General features: G+C 71.8%; 10 protein-coding genes. 7 read left to right on the top strand and 3 right to left on the bottom strand.

All coding sequences use genetic code 11. From position 1 onward, the window contains the following. Positions 1-62: 62 nt before the first annotated feature. Positions 63-1709, bottom strand: a complete 1647-nt coding sequence (locus ACTMVF_RS18240; RefSeq protein WP_441272118.1) for a M4 family metallopeptidase — start codon at positions 1707-1709, stop codon at positions 63-65. A gap of 110 nt (positions 1710-1819) precedes the next feature. Between ACTMVF_RS18240 and ACTMVF_RS18235 the strand changes: the two genes are divergently transcribed. Further along, the gene (locus ACTMVF_RS18235; protein ID WP_441272117.1) at positions 1820-2257 is read left to right on the top strand and encodes a gamma-glutamylcyclotransferase family protein; all 438 of its coding nucleotides are present in this window, start codon (positions 1820-1822) and stop codon (positions 2255-2257) included. Between the two features lie 36 nt (positions 2258-2293). On the opposite strand, the gene ACTMVF_RS18230 is transcribed toward ACTMVF_RS18235, so the two are convergent. After that, positions 2294-4489 (bottom strand): molybdopterin oxidoreductase family protein, encoded by a 2196-nt coding sequence (locus ACTMVF_RS18230; protein WP_441272116.1) that lies wholly within the window; start codon positions 4487-4489, stop codon positions 2294-2296. A gap of 388 nt (positions 4490-4877) precedes the next feature. Between ACTMVF_RS18230 and ACTMVF_RS18225 the strand changes: the two genes are divergently transcribed. The 4 genes from ACTMVF_RS18225 (at position 4878) to ACTMVF_RS18210 (ending at position 10330) form a co-directional block, all read left to right on the top strand. Continuing rightward, positions 4878-6419 carry an amino acid adenylation domain-containing protein gene (locus ACTMVF_RS18225; protein WP_441272115.1) on the top strand — a complete coding sequence of 514 codons (1542 nt, stop codon included), beginning with the start codon at positions 4878-4880 and terminating at the stop codon, positions 6417-6419. Beyond that, positions 6416-7663 (top strand): hypothetical protein, encoded by a 1248-nt coding sequence (locus ACTMVF_RS18220; protein ID WP_441272114.1) that lies wholly within the window; start codon positions 6416-6418, stop codon positions 7661-7663. Before ACTMVF_RS18225 ends, ACTMVF_RS18220 begins: the two co-directional genes overlap by 4 nt. A 21-nt stretch (positions 7664-7684) precedes the next feature. Further along, positions 7685-8452, top strand: coding sequence for an enoyl-CoA hydratase-related protein (locus tag ACTMVF_RS18215; RefSeq protein WP_441272441.1), 768 nt, complete (start codon positions 7685-7687; stop codon positions 8450-8452). 531 nt (positions 8453-8983) lie between these two features. Continuing rightward, positions 8984-10330, top strand: coding sequence for a cytochrome P450 (locus ACTMVF_RS18210; RefSeq protein WP_441272113.1), 1347 nt, complete (start codon positions 8984-8986; stop codon positions 10328-10330). Positions 10331-10412: 82 nt separating this feature from the next. Here ACTMVF_RS18210 and ACTMVF_RS18205 read toward each other — a convergent pair whose 3' ends face one another. Further along, positions 10413-11099, bottom strand: a complete 687-nt coding sequence (locus ACTMVF_RS18205) for a SanA/YdcF family protein (protein ID WP_441272112.1) — start codon at positions 11097-11099, stop codon at positions 10413-10415. A gap of 222 nt (positions 11100-11321) precedes the next feature. Between ACTMVF_RS18205 and ACTMVF_RS18200 the strand changes: the two genes are divergently transcribed. Next, positions 11322-12209: a sirohydrochlorin chelatase gene (locus ACTMVF_RS18200; protein ID WP_441272111.1), complete on the top strand. Its 888-nt coding sequence runs from the start codon at positions 11322-11324 to the stop codon at positions 12207-12209. Between the two features lie 178 nt (positions 12210-12387). Then, on the top strand, positions 12388-13650 hold the full coding sequence (locus ACTMVF_RS18195; RefSeq protein ID WP_441272110.1) for a deoxyguanosinetriphosphate triphosphohydrolase: 1263 nt from the start codon (positions 12388-12390) through the stop codon (positions 13648-13650). Positions 13651-13693 lie beyond the last annotated feature (43 nt).

Below are 13693 nucleotides of genomic sequence, written 5' to 3'. Positions count from 1 at the left end.
GCGTAACCGGGCCCATGTCGCCGCTGCCACCGCATTTCCGCCCTCGTCCGAGCCCCGGTCGCTCAGCCCACGTTCACCGCGCGCCAGGCCGCCGCCACCGCGTTGTGCTCCGCGCTCGCGGCCCCGTACAGGTCCTTCGCCGCGCTCAGCGTCGCCGTCCGCGCCCCCGCGTAGTTCGTCGAGGACGTCATGTAGACGGTCAGCGCCCGGTACCAGATCTTGCCGAGCTTGTCCCGGCCGATCCCGTTCACCGAAGAGCCGTCGCAGGTCGGGGAGTCGTAGCCGACGCCGTTGATCGTCTTTGCGCCGCTGCCCTCGGCCAGCAGGTACGCGAAGTGGTTGCCGACGCCTGACGAGTAGTGGACGTCGAGCGTCGCGGTCGTCGGGCTCCAGCAGTCCACCGAGCTGCCGTCCTTCGACGGCTTGTCCATGTAGCGCAGGGCGTCCCGGCTGAAGCCCGACCGGACGATCTTCTCGCCGATCAGATAGTCGCCCGGGTCCGAGGAGTTGGCGGCGTGGAACTCCACCAGCGTGCCGAAGACGTCCGAGGTCGCCTCGTTCAGGCCGCCGGACTCGCCCGAGTACGTCAGCGCCGCGGTCTTCGACGTCACGCCGTGCGTCATCTCGTGGCCGGCCACGTCCAGCGACACCAGCGGGCCGAGCTGGGTGCCGTCACCGTCGCCGTACGTCATGCAGAAGCAACTGTCGTCCCAGAAGGCGTTGTTGTAGTTCTTGCCGTAGTGCACACGGTTGAACGCCCCCTTGCCGTCACCGGCGATGCCGTTGCGGCCGTGGACGTCCTTGTAGTAGTCCCACGTCACGTCCGTGCCGTACTGCGCGTCGACCGCGGCCGTGGAGCGGTCGGCCGTGGTGCCCGTGCCCCAGTGGTTGTCGGCGTCCGTGAAGAGCGTCGCCGGGGCGCGGCCGAGGCAGATGGTCAGCAGGCAGGTGTCCGTCTTGTTCGCGGCGTCACCCGTGTAAGTCCCGCCGCGCGTCGCGTCCTTCAGCTGGTACGACGATCCCGACCGGGTCGTCTCCAACGGCACCGTGCCGCTGTACAGCGACTTCCCGTCGCCGGACGCCGTCTCGATGCTGTCCCACGCGTCGATCCGCGTGCCGGTCGAGGCGTCGGTCAGCACCGTGCGGGCGACCGGGTTGCCGGCGGAGTCCTGGGCGACCGCGTCGGTCCGCCAGGCCAGCTTCGGCGCGCCGTGCAGGGCGTCGACGACCAGCTCGGGCTTGGCCGTCAGCCGCTTCAGCGTCTCGCCGACGTTCGCGGCACGCAGCAGCTTCGCCGCGAGGTCGGCCGCCTTCGGCGCCGAGATCTTCGGTGTCACGCTCGCCAAGGAGATCGGGCTCCTGGTCGCGCGCGAGGCGCTGCGGTACGTGCCGTCCTTCGCCAGGTGGACGACGAAGTCGCCGCCGAGGACGGGCAGTTGACGGTAGGTGCGGTCGTAGCGGACGTGCTGTGTGCCGTCGGGGTCCACGATCACGTCCCGCACCGTGGTGTTCTGCGCGGCGGTCAGGCCCAGGCTCGCCGTGTGGTCGGTGAGGACCGACGCCGCGTTCTCGAGCGCGGTGGCCCTGGTCGGACTGTCGTCCGCGCCGGCGGTGGGGGAGAGGGCGGTGGCCAGCAGGGTGGCGCCGGCGGCGGCGATGCCCGCCGTGGCGAGGCGGGAACCCCGGATGTGCGGCCGTATTCGGCTCATCGGTCTCCTTGAACTGGGCGGCGCAGAGGATGACCAAGATTCAAGGGGGCGTGCACATGCCATGACCAGGGTGAATACGTGCAGGTGTGTGAGGGGAGAGAATCGTTTCCGTGACCCTCTCTCCTCGACTCCCGTTCTTCGTCTACGGCACCCTCCGCCCCAAAGAGCCCAACCACGACCACTTCCTGCGCGGCCGCACCCTCACCGAGGAACCGGCACGGCTCGTCGGGGCGGCGCTGTACGACGGCCCGGGCTACCCGTACGCCGTCGAGGAACGGGGCGGCAGCGCAACGGTGTACGGCGACCTGGTCACCCCCCGCCCCGAGGACTACCCCGCGCTCCTGGCGGCCCTCGACCGCCTGGAGGAGTACGCCCCAGACGACCCCCGCAACCTCTACGACCGCATCGCCCGCCAGGTGATCCGCGACTCCGACGGGGCGGCCGTACAGGCCTGGGTGTACGTCGCCGCCCCAGCCGTCACCGCCCGCCTGCGCGCCCACGGCAAGCTCATCGAGAGCGGCGACTGGACGAGCCGGGCGGCCGGCTGAGTCACGCGTGCGCCCTGCTCAGCAGGGCGCGGACGGCTACGACTTCACCGCCTCCACCCGCACCGCGCACGCCTTGAACTCCGGCATCCGCGATGTCGGGTCCAGCGCCGGGTTGGTCAGGGTGTTGGCGCGGCCCTCGCCCGGCCAGTGGAACGGCATGAAGACGGTGTCCGGGCGGATGCCGGTCGTGATGCGGGCGGGGGCCACGGCCCGGCCTCGGCGCGAGACCACGGCCACCGGATCGCCCTCGGCCGCCCCGAGCCGCGCCGCCAGCCGGGGGTGCAGCTCCACGAACGGGCCCGGCGCGGCGGCGTTCAGCTCGTCTACGCGGCGGGTCTGGGCACCGGACTGGTACTGCGCCACGACCCGCCCGGTCGTCAGCAGGACCGGGTACTCGTCGTCGGGTTCCTCGGCGATCGCGCGGTGCGAGACGGGGGCGAAACGGGCCTTGCCGTCCGGAGTCGCGAACCGGTCGAGGAAGAGGCGGGGCGTGCCGGGGTGCACGGCAGCGTCCGTGGCCTCGTCGTCCTGCTTCGGGTCGTCGGCCCCGGCGGACGCGGCCGGCGAGGCGTCCTCGGAGTCGTCGGAGCCCACAGAACCGCCGTCCGTGCCGGTCACCGCCGGACACGGCCAGAACACCCCGTTCTCCTCGATGAGCCGCCGGTACGTGATCCCGGAGTAGTCGGCGGGGCCGCCCGCGCTCGCCCGGCGCAGCTCCTCGAAGACCTCCTCGGGGTCGGTCGAGAACTTCTTCTCCATGCCCGGTTCCGCCCCCAGCCGGGCGGCCAGCTCGTGCATGACCTCGAGGTCGCTGCGGATCCCCTCCGGGGGAGTGATCGCGCGCCGCCGCAGCAGCACCCGGCCCTCCAGGTTGGTCGTGGTCCCTGTCTCCTCCGCCCACTGTGTGACCGGCAGGACGACATCCGCGAGCGCCGCCGTCTCCGACAGCACGACATCGCAGACGGCCAGGAAGTCGAGGGACTTGATGCGCTCCTCGATGTGTGCCGCGCGCGGCGCCGACACCACCGGGTTGGACGCCATCAGCAACAGTGCCCGGATGTCCGTACCGAGCGCGTCAAGGAGCTCGTACGCACTGCGCCCCGGCCCGGGCAGGCTGTCCGGGTCCACGCCCCACACCGCGGCGACATGCCGCCGCGCCGCCGGGTCGTCCAGCTTGCGGTAGCCCGGCAGCTGGTCGGCCTTCTGGCCGTGCTCGCGCCCGCCCTGCCCGTTGCCCTGCCCGGTGAGGCAGCCGTAGCCGGACAGCGGCCGGCCCGCCCGCCCCGTGGCCAGGCACAGGTTGATCCACGCGCCCACGGTGTCGGTGCCCTTGGACTGCTGCTCGGGCCCGCGCGCGGTCAGCACCATGGCGTTCTCCGGCGCGCAGAACATCCGTACGGCCTCCCGGAGTTGAGGAACGGAGACCCCCGTGATCCGCTCCACGAACTCCGGCCAGTGCGCCATCGCGGCGGCTCGCGCGTCCTCCCAGCCGACCGTGCGCTCCTGGACGTACTCCTCGTCCACCCGCCCCTCGGCGACGACCAGGTGCAGCAGGCCGAGGGCCAGTGCGAGGTCGGTGCCGGGGCGGGGTGCCAGGTGCAGATCCGCCTGCTCGGCGGTCTTCGTGCGGCGCGGGTCGACGACGATGAGGGTGCCGCCGTTCTCCTTCAGCTCGTTGAAGAAGCGGAGCGACGGCGGCATCGTCTCCGCCAGGTTCGAGCCGACCAGGATCACGCAGCCCGTCTTCGGGATGTCCTCCAGCGGGAACGGCAGCCCCCGGTCCAGGCCGAACGCCTTCATCCCGGCCGCGGCCGCCGACGACATGCAGAAGCGGCCGTTGTAGTCGATCTGCGAGGTGCCGAGCACGATCCTGGCGAACTTGCCGAGGCTGTACGCCTTCTCGTTCGTCAGGCCGCCTCCGCCGAAGACCCCGCACGCGTCCGGGCCATGTTCCGTACGCGTGCGACCGAGGCCCTCGGCGATGCGGTCCAGCGCCTCGTCCCAGGTGGCGGGCACGAGCGTGCCGCCCGACCGCACCAGCGGCGAGGTCAGGCGAACGCTCGACGCCAGCACCGCGGGCGCCGTACGGCCCTTGCCGCACAGCGCCCCCTTGTTCACCGGGAAGTCCGGGCGCTCGACCACCGCGACACCCCCGTCCTGCAAGGGCGTGAGGTTCATTCCGCACTGCAGGGCGCAGTACGGGCAGTGCGTGGGCGTCGCGGAGTTCGGCATACCGTCCAGCGTGAGTCGGGCGTGTTACGTGCACGGCGGCTCCCTGTTACGCGACCGGGACGGTGACCTCCCCGTCGCCGCCCGGCCGCCGTGAGGCGCACAGGCGCCCTGCTCTCAGTTGCCGCCGGTCGGTACGGAAGTTGCCGCTGTTGCGTAGATCGGCTCGCGTGTCTCATTCCGTACCGTAGTTGGCCGATCACGCCTGGTTGAGAGTTGAAGCGCCGGGGCTACAGTCGAGGCCCAGGCGCGGCGCCAGCGCAGCACGTCTCCGTGCATGCACTCCGCATGCACGGCCGCACACATGCACTCCGTACGGCGTTCGACATACCGGGCATGCCCGCACGGCAAACCGTCATCTCGAAACAGCCCGCCTGGAGGTCCCCCGACCATGCCCCTGCGCCCTGCCGGCCCCCTGGGCCACCTCCCTGCCCGCGACCAGCACCTCTTCTGGCAGTACGGCCGCGGCCCCACCGTCCCCGTCCCCGACCCGCTCGTCCACCGCGCCGTCGAACGCCGGGCCGCCGCCGCCCCGCACGCCGTCGCCGCCGAACACCAGGGCGCGACGCTCACCTACGGCGAGCTCGACCGCCGCGCCGACGCCCTCGCCGCCCGCCTCGCCCGCGAGGGCGTACGCCCCGGTGACCACGTCGGGCTCTTCGTACGACGCTCGATCCCCATGCTCGTCGGCCTGCTCGGCATCCTGAAAGCGGGAGCCGCCTATGTCCCACAGGACATCGGCCTCGCGCCCCCGCACCAGCTCGCCCACGTCGTCCGCACCGCCCGCACCCGCGTCGTCCTCACGCTCGCCGAGCACGCCCACCGGGTGCCGCTGCCCGACGGCCACCTGATGATCACGCTGGACGAGCCACAGCCGTACGCCCCGAAGGCCCGCACCCCGATACGCCCCGACGACGGCTGCTACGTCCTGTTCACCTCCGGCACCACCGGCCGCCCCAACGGCGTGAAGGTCACCCACCGCAATGTCGCGGGCATCCTGCTGACCGAACCCGGCGGCCTCGGCATCCGCCCCGGCGACCGGGTGGCCCAGCTCCTCAACGTCGCCTTCGACATGGCCGCCTGGGAGATCCTCGGCTGCCTCACCCACGGTGGCACCCTGGTCATCCGCGGCAAGGACATCGCGGCGGCGGCCCGTACGGCCGATGTGCTGATCGCGACCCCGACCGTGCTCTCCGGCATCGACCCGGAGACCTGCCCGCGCGTGCGCACGGTCGCCGTCGCCGGAGAGCCCTGCCCACGCCCGCTCGCCGACCGGTGGGCCCGGCATGCCGTCTTCCACAACTGCTGCGGCCCGACCGAGACGACCATCGTCAACACGATGCGCCGCCATCACCCGTCCGACCCGCTGCTCACCATCGGCCGCCCGACCCCCAACAACACGGTCTACGTCCTCGACGCGGACCGGCGCCCGCTGCCCATCGGTGAGGTGGGGGAGATGTGGGCGGGCGGCGACTGCGTCTCGGCCGGCTACCTCGACAACGACGCCCTGAACGCCGAGCGATACGCCCCGGACCCCTTCCTCGGCGCCGGCCGTATGTTCCGCACCCGCGACCTCGGCCGCTGGACCCCCGACGGCGAGCTCGAACACCTCGGCCGCACCGACGACCAGGTCAAGGTGCGCGGCTTCCGGGTCGAGCTCGACTCCGTCTCCTCGGTGCTGGAGTCGGTCGAGGGCTGTCTGCGCGCGGTGACCTTGAAGCGGGACGCGCGGACCCTGGTGTCGTTCGTCTGCCCCGCGGACGTCGACCCGGACCGGGCCCGCCGCGCGGTGGCCCAGGCGCTGCCGTACTACTGCGTGCCCGAGAGTGTCATGCCCCTGCCATCCCTGCCGGAGACCGACCGCGGCAAGATCGACAAACAGGCGCTGCTGAGGATGGCGGAGGAGCGGACGCTTCAGGGGGCGGCCCGATGACCACGTCGCTCAACCGTCAGTCCGTCGAGCTGCCCCCGCTGATCCCAGGCCCGCGCCGCTTGCTCAAGCACCCCCGCCTGATGCACTACAACCGCCTGGCGGCCCTGGTGCTCACCGCCAACCTGGCCTTTCTGTGGGCAGGTTGGCCCCTGTCCGCACCGACCCTGGGCCACGCGGCGCTGGCGAACCTCGCCCTCGCCGTCCTCGTGCGCCAGCAGTACGTGATCAACGTCCTCTTCAGGCTGGCCACTTGGGCGCCGACGACCTGGCCGCTGAAGGTCCGCTGGACGCTGGGCAAGGTGTACCACTTCGGCGGACTGCACGTGGGCGGGGCGCTGGCGGGCACGGCATGGTTCCTGGCACTGGCGGTCACCACGACCAACGGCACGCTCATGGCGGTGAGTTGGTCCCTGCTGGTCCTCCTCGCGCTGATCGTCGCCACCGCGCTCCCGCCCTTCCGGTCCCGTCACCACGACCACTTCGAGAAGATCCACCGCTTCGGCGGCTGGACGGCCCTGATCCTGTTCTGGGCGCACACTGTGCTGTCGTCGTCCGGCCCTGTTCCGCTCATGGTGCTCGCGCTCGTCACCTTCAGCGTCGCCCTGCCCTGGTTACGGCTGCGTAAGGTGGACGTGCGGCTGGAACGCCCCTCCCCGCACGTCGTACTGGCCCGCTTCGACCACGGCGACACCCCGTTCGCGGGCTCCTCGACGGCGATCAGCCGCAGCCCGCTGAAGGAGTGGCACTCCTTCGCCAACGTCCCCGCCCCCGGCGAGTCCGGCTTCCGGCTCACCATCTCGCGCGCCGGGGACTGGACGGGCGCCTTCATCGACGACCTGCCCGCCCGCGTCTGGGTCAAGGGCATCACCACGGCAGGTGTCGCCAACATCGAGACGCTGTTCGAGAAGGTGGTCTACGTCGCCACCGGCAGCGGCATCGGCCCCTGCCTGCCCCACCTCCTCGCCGCCGAGGTCCCCTCCCGCCTGGTCTGGGCGACCCGCGACCCCCGGGCGACCTACGGCGACGCCCTCGTCGACGAGATCCTCGCCGTCCAGCCGCACGCCCTGGTCTGGGACACCTCCCGGCACGGCAAGCCCGACATGGTCCGGCTCGCCTACGAGGCGTACCGCGACTTCGGGGCCGAGGCGGTCATCTGCATCTCCAACAAGAAGCTCACCTGGCAGGTGGTGCACGGCCTGGAGCGGCGCGGCATTCCGGCGTACGGCGCGATCTGGGACTCGTAACTCGACGCAGAGGAGTGGATGATGAACAACCTCAAGATCGAGCGCGACGGCGCCGTGGTGACCGTACGCCTGCACCGCCCGCACGTGCTCAACGCCCTCAGTGGCGAGCTGCTGGCCGAACTCCTCGACACCTTGCGGCCGTTGGACCAGGACCCCCAGGTGGGCTGCTTCGTCGTCACTGGCTCGGAGAAGGTGTTCGCGGCGGGCGCCGACATCAAGGAGATGGCCGGGAAGACGGCCGCGCAGATGGCGGCCGAGGACTACTTCGCGGCCTGGGAGGGCTTCACGGCCCTGCGCACCCCGAAGATCGCAGCCGTGAACGGCCTTGCGCTGGGCGGCGGTTGCGAGCTGGCGATGATGTGCGATCTGGTCATCGCGGGGGAGTCGGCGGTCTTCGGCCAGCCGGAGATCAAACTCGGTGTGATCCCCGGCATCGGCGGCACCCAGCGCCTGACCCGTCTGGTCGGCCGGGCGAAGGCGATGGACCTGATCCTCACCGGCCGCACGATGGACGCACAGGAGGCGGGAAGCTGCGGTCTCGTCTCCCGAGTCGTCCCGGACGACCAGGTCCTGCCGGAGGCCCGGCAAGCGGCGGCGACGATCGCCTCGTACGGCCGCGCTGCCGTCTCGGCGGCCCGCGAGTGCGTCGACCAGGCGCTCGAAACCGGCCTGCGCGACGGCCTTCTCCTCGAACGCCGGGTCTTCCACGCTCTGTTCGCGACCGATGACCAGAAGGAGGGCATGACCGCGTTCCTGGAGAAACGGCCGCCCGTCTTCAAGGGGCGCTGAGGATTTCGCCGTGCGGTGTGGCCGGCGGTGCGTATGGCCCGTCGGCCGCACCCGCGGTGACGCTTTGATGGACGGTGGGCCAGGATCAGCGAAGATCGCCTACGCGCTCCTTGCCCGGACCCGGACCCGGACCCGGCCACAGCCACCCGGCCTCGACATCGAGGCGGTCGAGGCCACGGCGACGATCCGGCACGCCCGCACGCCGCGACGCCGCGCGGCAGCTGGGGCTGCGGTCACCACCCGATGCCCACGGCGCGCCTGATGCGCAGGCTCTCCCCGGTGACCGCACTCCGCCCACCCGCGAACGCGGCCGCCCGGTGATGATCGCCACCCACCTGTCCCGTCCCCCGGTCGGCCAGGCCCTCGCCCACGTCGCGCACAAGACCGCGGCACGCTGAGCCACGCGGCTGCTCGACCGTATCGGCGCCCTTCCGGTCCCACGTGGCGCATGACACGTTCATGCCGGGATTGCATCCGGGAAGGACCAGGGAAGACATAGGGGCGTCCATGATTGCCGTGAAGGGATGACCCGTGACGTCCACTGCGCCTCCCCCCATACCTCGGGCTGCAGGATCGTTTCCGCTCATCGGCCACGCGCTGAAAATGCGCGACAACCTCGGCTTCATCGACTCGCTGCGCGAGACACGGGAACCACTCGTTGAGATCGTCCTGCAACCCGGGACGCGCACCATCGTGGTCCAGGACCCGGCCCTGATCCACCAGATGCTCAAGGCCCTGGCGCCCACCCTCGACAAGGGCCGGCTCTACGACAAGCTGGGCCAGCTGCTGGGCGACAGTGTCGTCACCGCCACCGGCCGGACCCACGTACGCAAACGCCGCCAGGTCCAGCCGGCGTTCGCCCACGCCGAGATCAGCCGGTACGTCGACATCATGCGCGCCGAGGTGGCCGCCACGGTCGCCGGCTGGGAGCCCGGGCGGCCCCTCGACGTACGCGAGGCGATGGTCGGGCTCAGCCTCGACATGCTGGCCAAGACGGTGTTCGCCGGCAGCCTCGACGACGCCGTCTTCCGCCGGCTGCGCAGCGACCTGTCGGTGGTGTTGAACGACGTCGGTGTGCGCATCATGCTGCCCGACTGGGCCGAGCGCCTGCCGCTGCCCTTCAACCGCCGCTTCGACCGCGCCCGGGCCGGCGTACGCGCCACCATCAACACCGCCGTCGACGAACTGCAGGCCTCCGGGCACGACACCGGGGACATGCTCTCCATGCTGCTGCGCGCCGTCGACGAGGAGACCGGCAAGCCGCTGACCGGGCATCAGATCTGCTCCGAGATCCTCACCCTGGCCGTGGCGGGCACCGAGACCACCGCGTCGGTGCTGTCCTGGACCCTGTACGAACTCGCCCGTCACCCGGAGATCGAGGCCCGCATCCTCGCCGAGCTGGACGAGGTCGTCGGCGAGCGGCCGGTCGCCTTCGACGACGTGACCCGGCTGCCGTACCTGAACCGGGTGATCACCGAGACCCTGCGGCTGCACCACCCCGGCTGGCTGGTCACCCGCCGCACCACCGAGGAGACCCGGCTCGGCGAGTGGACGCTGCCCGCCGGTACCGAACTGGCCTACTGCCAGCACGCCCTGCACCGCGACCCCGAGCGCTTCCCCGACCCGCACACCTTCGACCCGGACCGGTGGACCGACCCCGCGCAGGAGCCTCCGCCGGGCGCGTTCCTGCCCTTCGGGGACGGCAAGCACAAGTGCATGGGGGACCGTCTCGCCCTCACCGAGATGGTCACGGCGCTCGCGACGATGCTGCGTTCGGTACGGCTGGAACTCGCCGAGGGCCAGGTCATCCGCCAGATCGCCCGGCTCACCGTACGGCCGCGCGCCCTGCGGATGACCGTCCGTCCCCGAAACGGATGACCACCGGTTCGCCGCGCACCAGGACCGAGGCTCGGCGCACAGCGGTCGAGATCGCGCTCGCGAGCCGATAGCGGAAGGTGCCCTACCGTTCCGTAGCGAGCGCCCGGCCCACCCCGGGTTCCTCCCGCCCGAGGAAGCGGGGGTCCGGCTCGAAGACGGCGTCCAGGGCCGCCTTGCCCGCCGCGAAGATCTCCCGGGTGCCGCCGTAGTACCAGGTCGCGTCGTGCTTGGCGTCGACCCCGACGCCGTACGACGCCACCCCCGCCTCCTGGCACAGCGCGACCGCGCGCCGGATGTGGAAGCCCTGGCTGATCAGCACCGCCTCGTCGACGCCGAAGATCTTCTTGGCGCGGACGCAGGAGTCCCAGGTGTCGAAGCCGGCGTAGTCGCTGACGATGCGGGCGTCGGGCACGCCGTGCCTGGTCAGATACGCGCGCATGGCGTCGGGCTCGTCGTAGTCCTCGCGGCTGTTGTCGCCGGTGACGAGGACGACCTCGATACGGCCCTCGCGGTACAGCTCGGCCGCCGCGTCGAGCCGGTGCGCGAGATACGGCGACGGCTCGCCCTCCCACAGACCGGCACCGAAGACGACGGCCACGTCGGTGCGCGGCACGTCGGCCGTCGTGCGCAGCCGGTCCCCCGTCACGACATACATCCAGGTGGCCGGAAGCAGCGCCAGCACGCACCCGGACATCACGGCCTGCACCAGCCGCCGCCGCCCCGCACGGGTCCGCGGCAGTCGTGGTCGGGGCAGCCTCGGTCTGCGCATCTGGTGCTCCCTCCCCGGTCGTCCGACCGCCTCTTCTCGACAGTCAGGGACGTCCTGTCACCCTCCGTGGTTCACCGCCGCCGACGTGACCAGATTCACTCCGCCCTCGAATACGCAGGTCACGCCACCTCACAGCGCCCTGGCACCCCGCAGTGAACCCGGTGTAAAAACCCGTTATTCACGCGCAACGGGGAGGCAACGTCCCGCCGCCACCATCGGTTCATGACGGCGTCGAACCCGCTTCACGACGAGTCCACGACCCTCCCCGCCCCGGGGGCCCACCTCGACAGTACGGCGCACCTCATGAACCGGATCAGCAGCCAGCTCACCAGCCAGCTCGGCCTCGTCGCGCTCGACGGCAGGCGGCGCCCCGCCCCGCCCGCGCTCGTCGTCGTGGCCCACGGCAGCCGCGACCCGCGCGCCCTGAGCACCGTACGCGCGCTCCTGGACAAGGTCCGCGAGCTGCGCCCCGGCCTGCCGGTCCGCCTCGGCCACATCGAGCTGAACGAGCCCCTGCTCCCGGACACCCTCGCCGCCCTCGGCGACCGCGAGGCGATCCTCGTCCCGCTCCTCCTCAGCCGCGGCTACCACATCAAACGGGACATCCCCGAGATGGCCGCCGACTCGGAGGTACGCGCACGCGTGGCCGGCGCACTCGGCCCGCACCCCCTCCTGGTGGAGGCCCTCCACGCCCGCCTGGTCGAGGCCGGCTGGGACACCCGCCTGGACGAGCCCACACGCCGCAAGAGCGCGGTGGTCCTGGCGGCGGCAGGCTCCCGCGACCCCGAGTCGAAGGTCGACACCAACCGCACGGCTCAGCTCCTGGCCGACCGCCTGGGTGTCCCGGTGGTCCCGGCCTACGCGACAACGGCCGCCCCGACGGTCCCGGACGCCATCCGCGCCCTGGCCGCCCGCGGCCGCACAAGGGTGGCGATCGCCTCCTACTTCACAGCGCCCGGCCGCTTCGCGACGGAGTCCGCGCAGGCGGCCCCGTGGATCGCGTCGGCCCCGCTGGGCACCCACCCCGCCATGGCGAAGCTGCTCCTCCACCGCTACGACCAGATGGCGGCGACGCCGGTGACGGCGGCACCGGAACTGGCGTCGGCTTAGAACACAGGGCAACGGGAACGCCCGGCTTTCAGGGGCGCGGGGCTGTGCCGATATGCGGCTCCGCCGCGTGGGCGCGACAAGCCACGAACGACCCGCACACGCACTACCTCAGAACCCGGCAGACGAGCAGGCGCGACACAGCCCTCCGTTTGTCAGTGTCTGCCCTTACTGTCGGTGCATGTACTACGACGAGTCGGCAGTAGAACGCTGGGCCCCCGAACCCGACAAACGCCCAGGCCGCACGGCCTTCCAACGGGATCGCGCCCGCGTACTGCACAGCGCAGCGCTCCGCCGCCTCGCAGGCAAGACCCAGGTAGTCACCCCGGGTACCCACAGCAACGCCTGGGACCCAAGCCCCCGCACCCGCCTCACCCACTCCCTGGAGTGCGCCCAAGTCGGCCGAGAGCTCGGCGCAGCCCTCGGCTGCGACCCCGACCTGGTGGAAGCCGCCTGCCTCTCCCACGACCTCGGCCACCCCCCCTTCGGCCACAACGGCGAAGTCGCGCTGAACGAATTCGCCGAGGACTGCGGCGGCTTCGAGGGCAACGCCCAGTCCCTGAGACTCCTCACCCGCATCGAACCCAAACGCTTCACCCCGGAGGGCTCGGTAGGCCTCAACCTCACCCGAGCCACCCTCGACGCCGCCACCAAGTACCCCTGGCCCCGCGGCGCCCACCCCACCGCCCCGACGTCCCCGAAGTTCGGCGTCTACGACGACGACCGCCCCGTCTTCGACTGGGTCCGCAAGGACGCCCCCGGCACCCGCACCACCTTCGAGGCCCAGGTCATGGACTGGTCCGACGACGTGGCGTACTCGGTGCACGACGTCGAGGACGGCCTGCACGCCGGCCACATCGACCCCAACTGCCTGCACGCCGAGCCGGAACGCCAGGCGGTCTTCGCGGTCGCCATCGGCCGGTACGTCCCGCACGACACCGACCCGGCGGAACTGTCCGCCGCCCTGGACCGCCTCCAGGAAGAACCGTGGTGGCCGCACGGCTACGACGGCTCGGCCGTCGCCCAGGCCCGCCTCAAGGACGCCACGAGCCAGCTGATCGGCCGGTTCTGCCTGGCCGCCGAGAGCGCCACGCGCGCGGCGTTCGGCAGCGGCCGGCTCACCCGCTACGGCGCCGAACTGGTCGTACCGCACGGGACCCGCCTGGAGTGCGCGGTCCTCAAGGCCGTCGCCGACCGGTATGTCATGCAGCGCGCCGAGCAGGAGCGGCTGCGCGCCGACCAGCGCATCGTGGTCGCCGAACTGGCCGAGGCGCTCACCGCCCGCGCGCCCGACGGGCTGGACCCGCAGTTCCGGGCCCTGTTCGACGTGGCGGCCGACGACCGTGCCCGCAAACGCGTGATCGTCGACCAGATCGCCTCCCTGACGGACGCGTCGGCCCGCGCCCTGCACGTGCGGCTCACCCAGCGGGTCCAGCGGGGCTGAAGCGCACCGTCCATCAGCGCGTCGCCGAGCCGGAGGAGCTGGG

The sequence above is a fragment of the Streptomyces sp. SD31 genome (assembly GCF_052068475.1).
GTDB lineage: Bacteria > Actinomycetota > Actinomycetes > Streptomycetales > Streptomycetaceae > Streptomyces.
The sequence above is the reverse complement of the archived record's forward strand: the minus strand, read 5'-3'. Positions and strand labels throughout refer to the sequence as shown.

Bases quoted from the DNA above. Each gene is read 5' to 3' on its own strand.
- ACTMVF_RS18240 (WP_441272118.1), bottom strand. From the start codon at position 1,709: ATGAGCCGAATACGGCCGCACATCCGGGGTTCCCGCCTCGCCACGGCG.
- ACTMVF_RS18230 (WP_441272116.1), bottom strand. From the start codon at position 4,489: ATGCCGAACTCCGCGACGCCCACGCACTGCCCGTACTGCGCCCTGCAG.
- ACTMVF_RS18225 (WP_441272115.1), top strand. From the start codon at position 4,878: ATGCCCCTGCGCCCTGCCGGCCCCCTGGGCCACCTCCCTGCCCGCGAC.
- ACTMVF_RS18220 (WP_441272114.1), top strand. From the start codon at position 6,416: ATGACCACGTCGCTCAACCGTCAGTCCGTCGAGCTGCCCCCGCTGATC.
- ACTMVF_RS18215 (WP_441272441.1), top strand. From the start codon at position 7,685: ATGAACAACCTCAAGATCGAGCGCGACGGCGCCGTGGTGACCGTACGC.
- ACTMVF_RS18205 (WP_441272112.1), bottom strand. From the start codon at position 11,099: ATGCGCAGACCGAGGCTGCCCCGACCACGACTGCCGCGGACCCGTGCG.
- ACTMVF_RS18200 (WP_441272111.1), top strand. From the start codon at position 11,322: ATGACGGCGTCGAACCCGCTTCACGACGAGTCCACGACCCTCCCCGCC.
- ACTMVF_RS18195 (WP_441272110.1), top strand. From the start codon at position 12,388: ATGTACTACGACGAGTCGGCAGTAGAACGCTGGGCCCCCGAACCCGAC.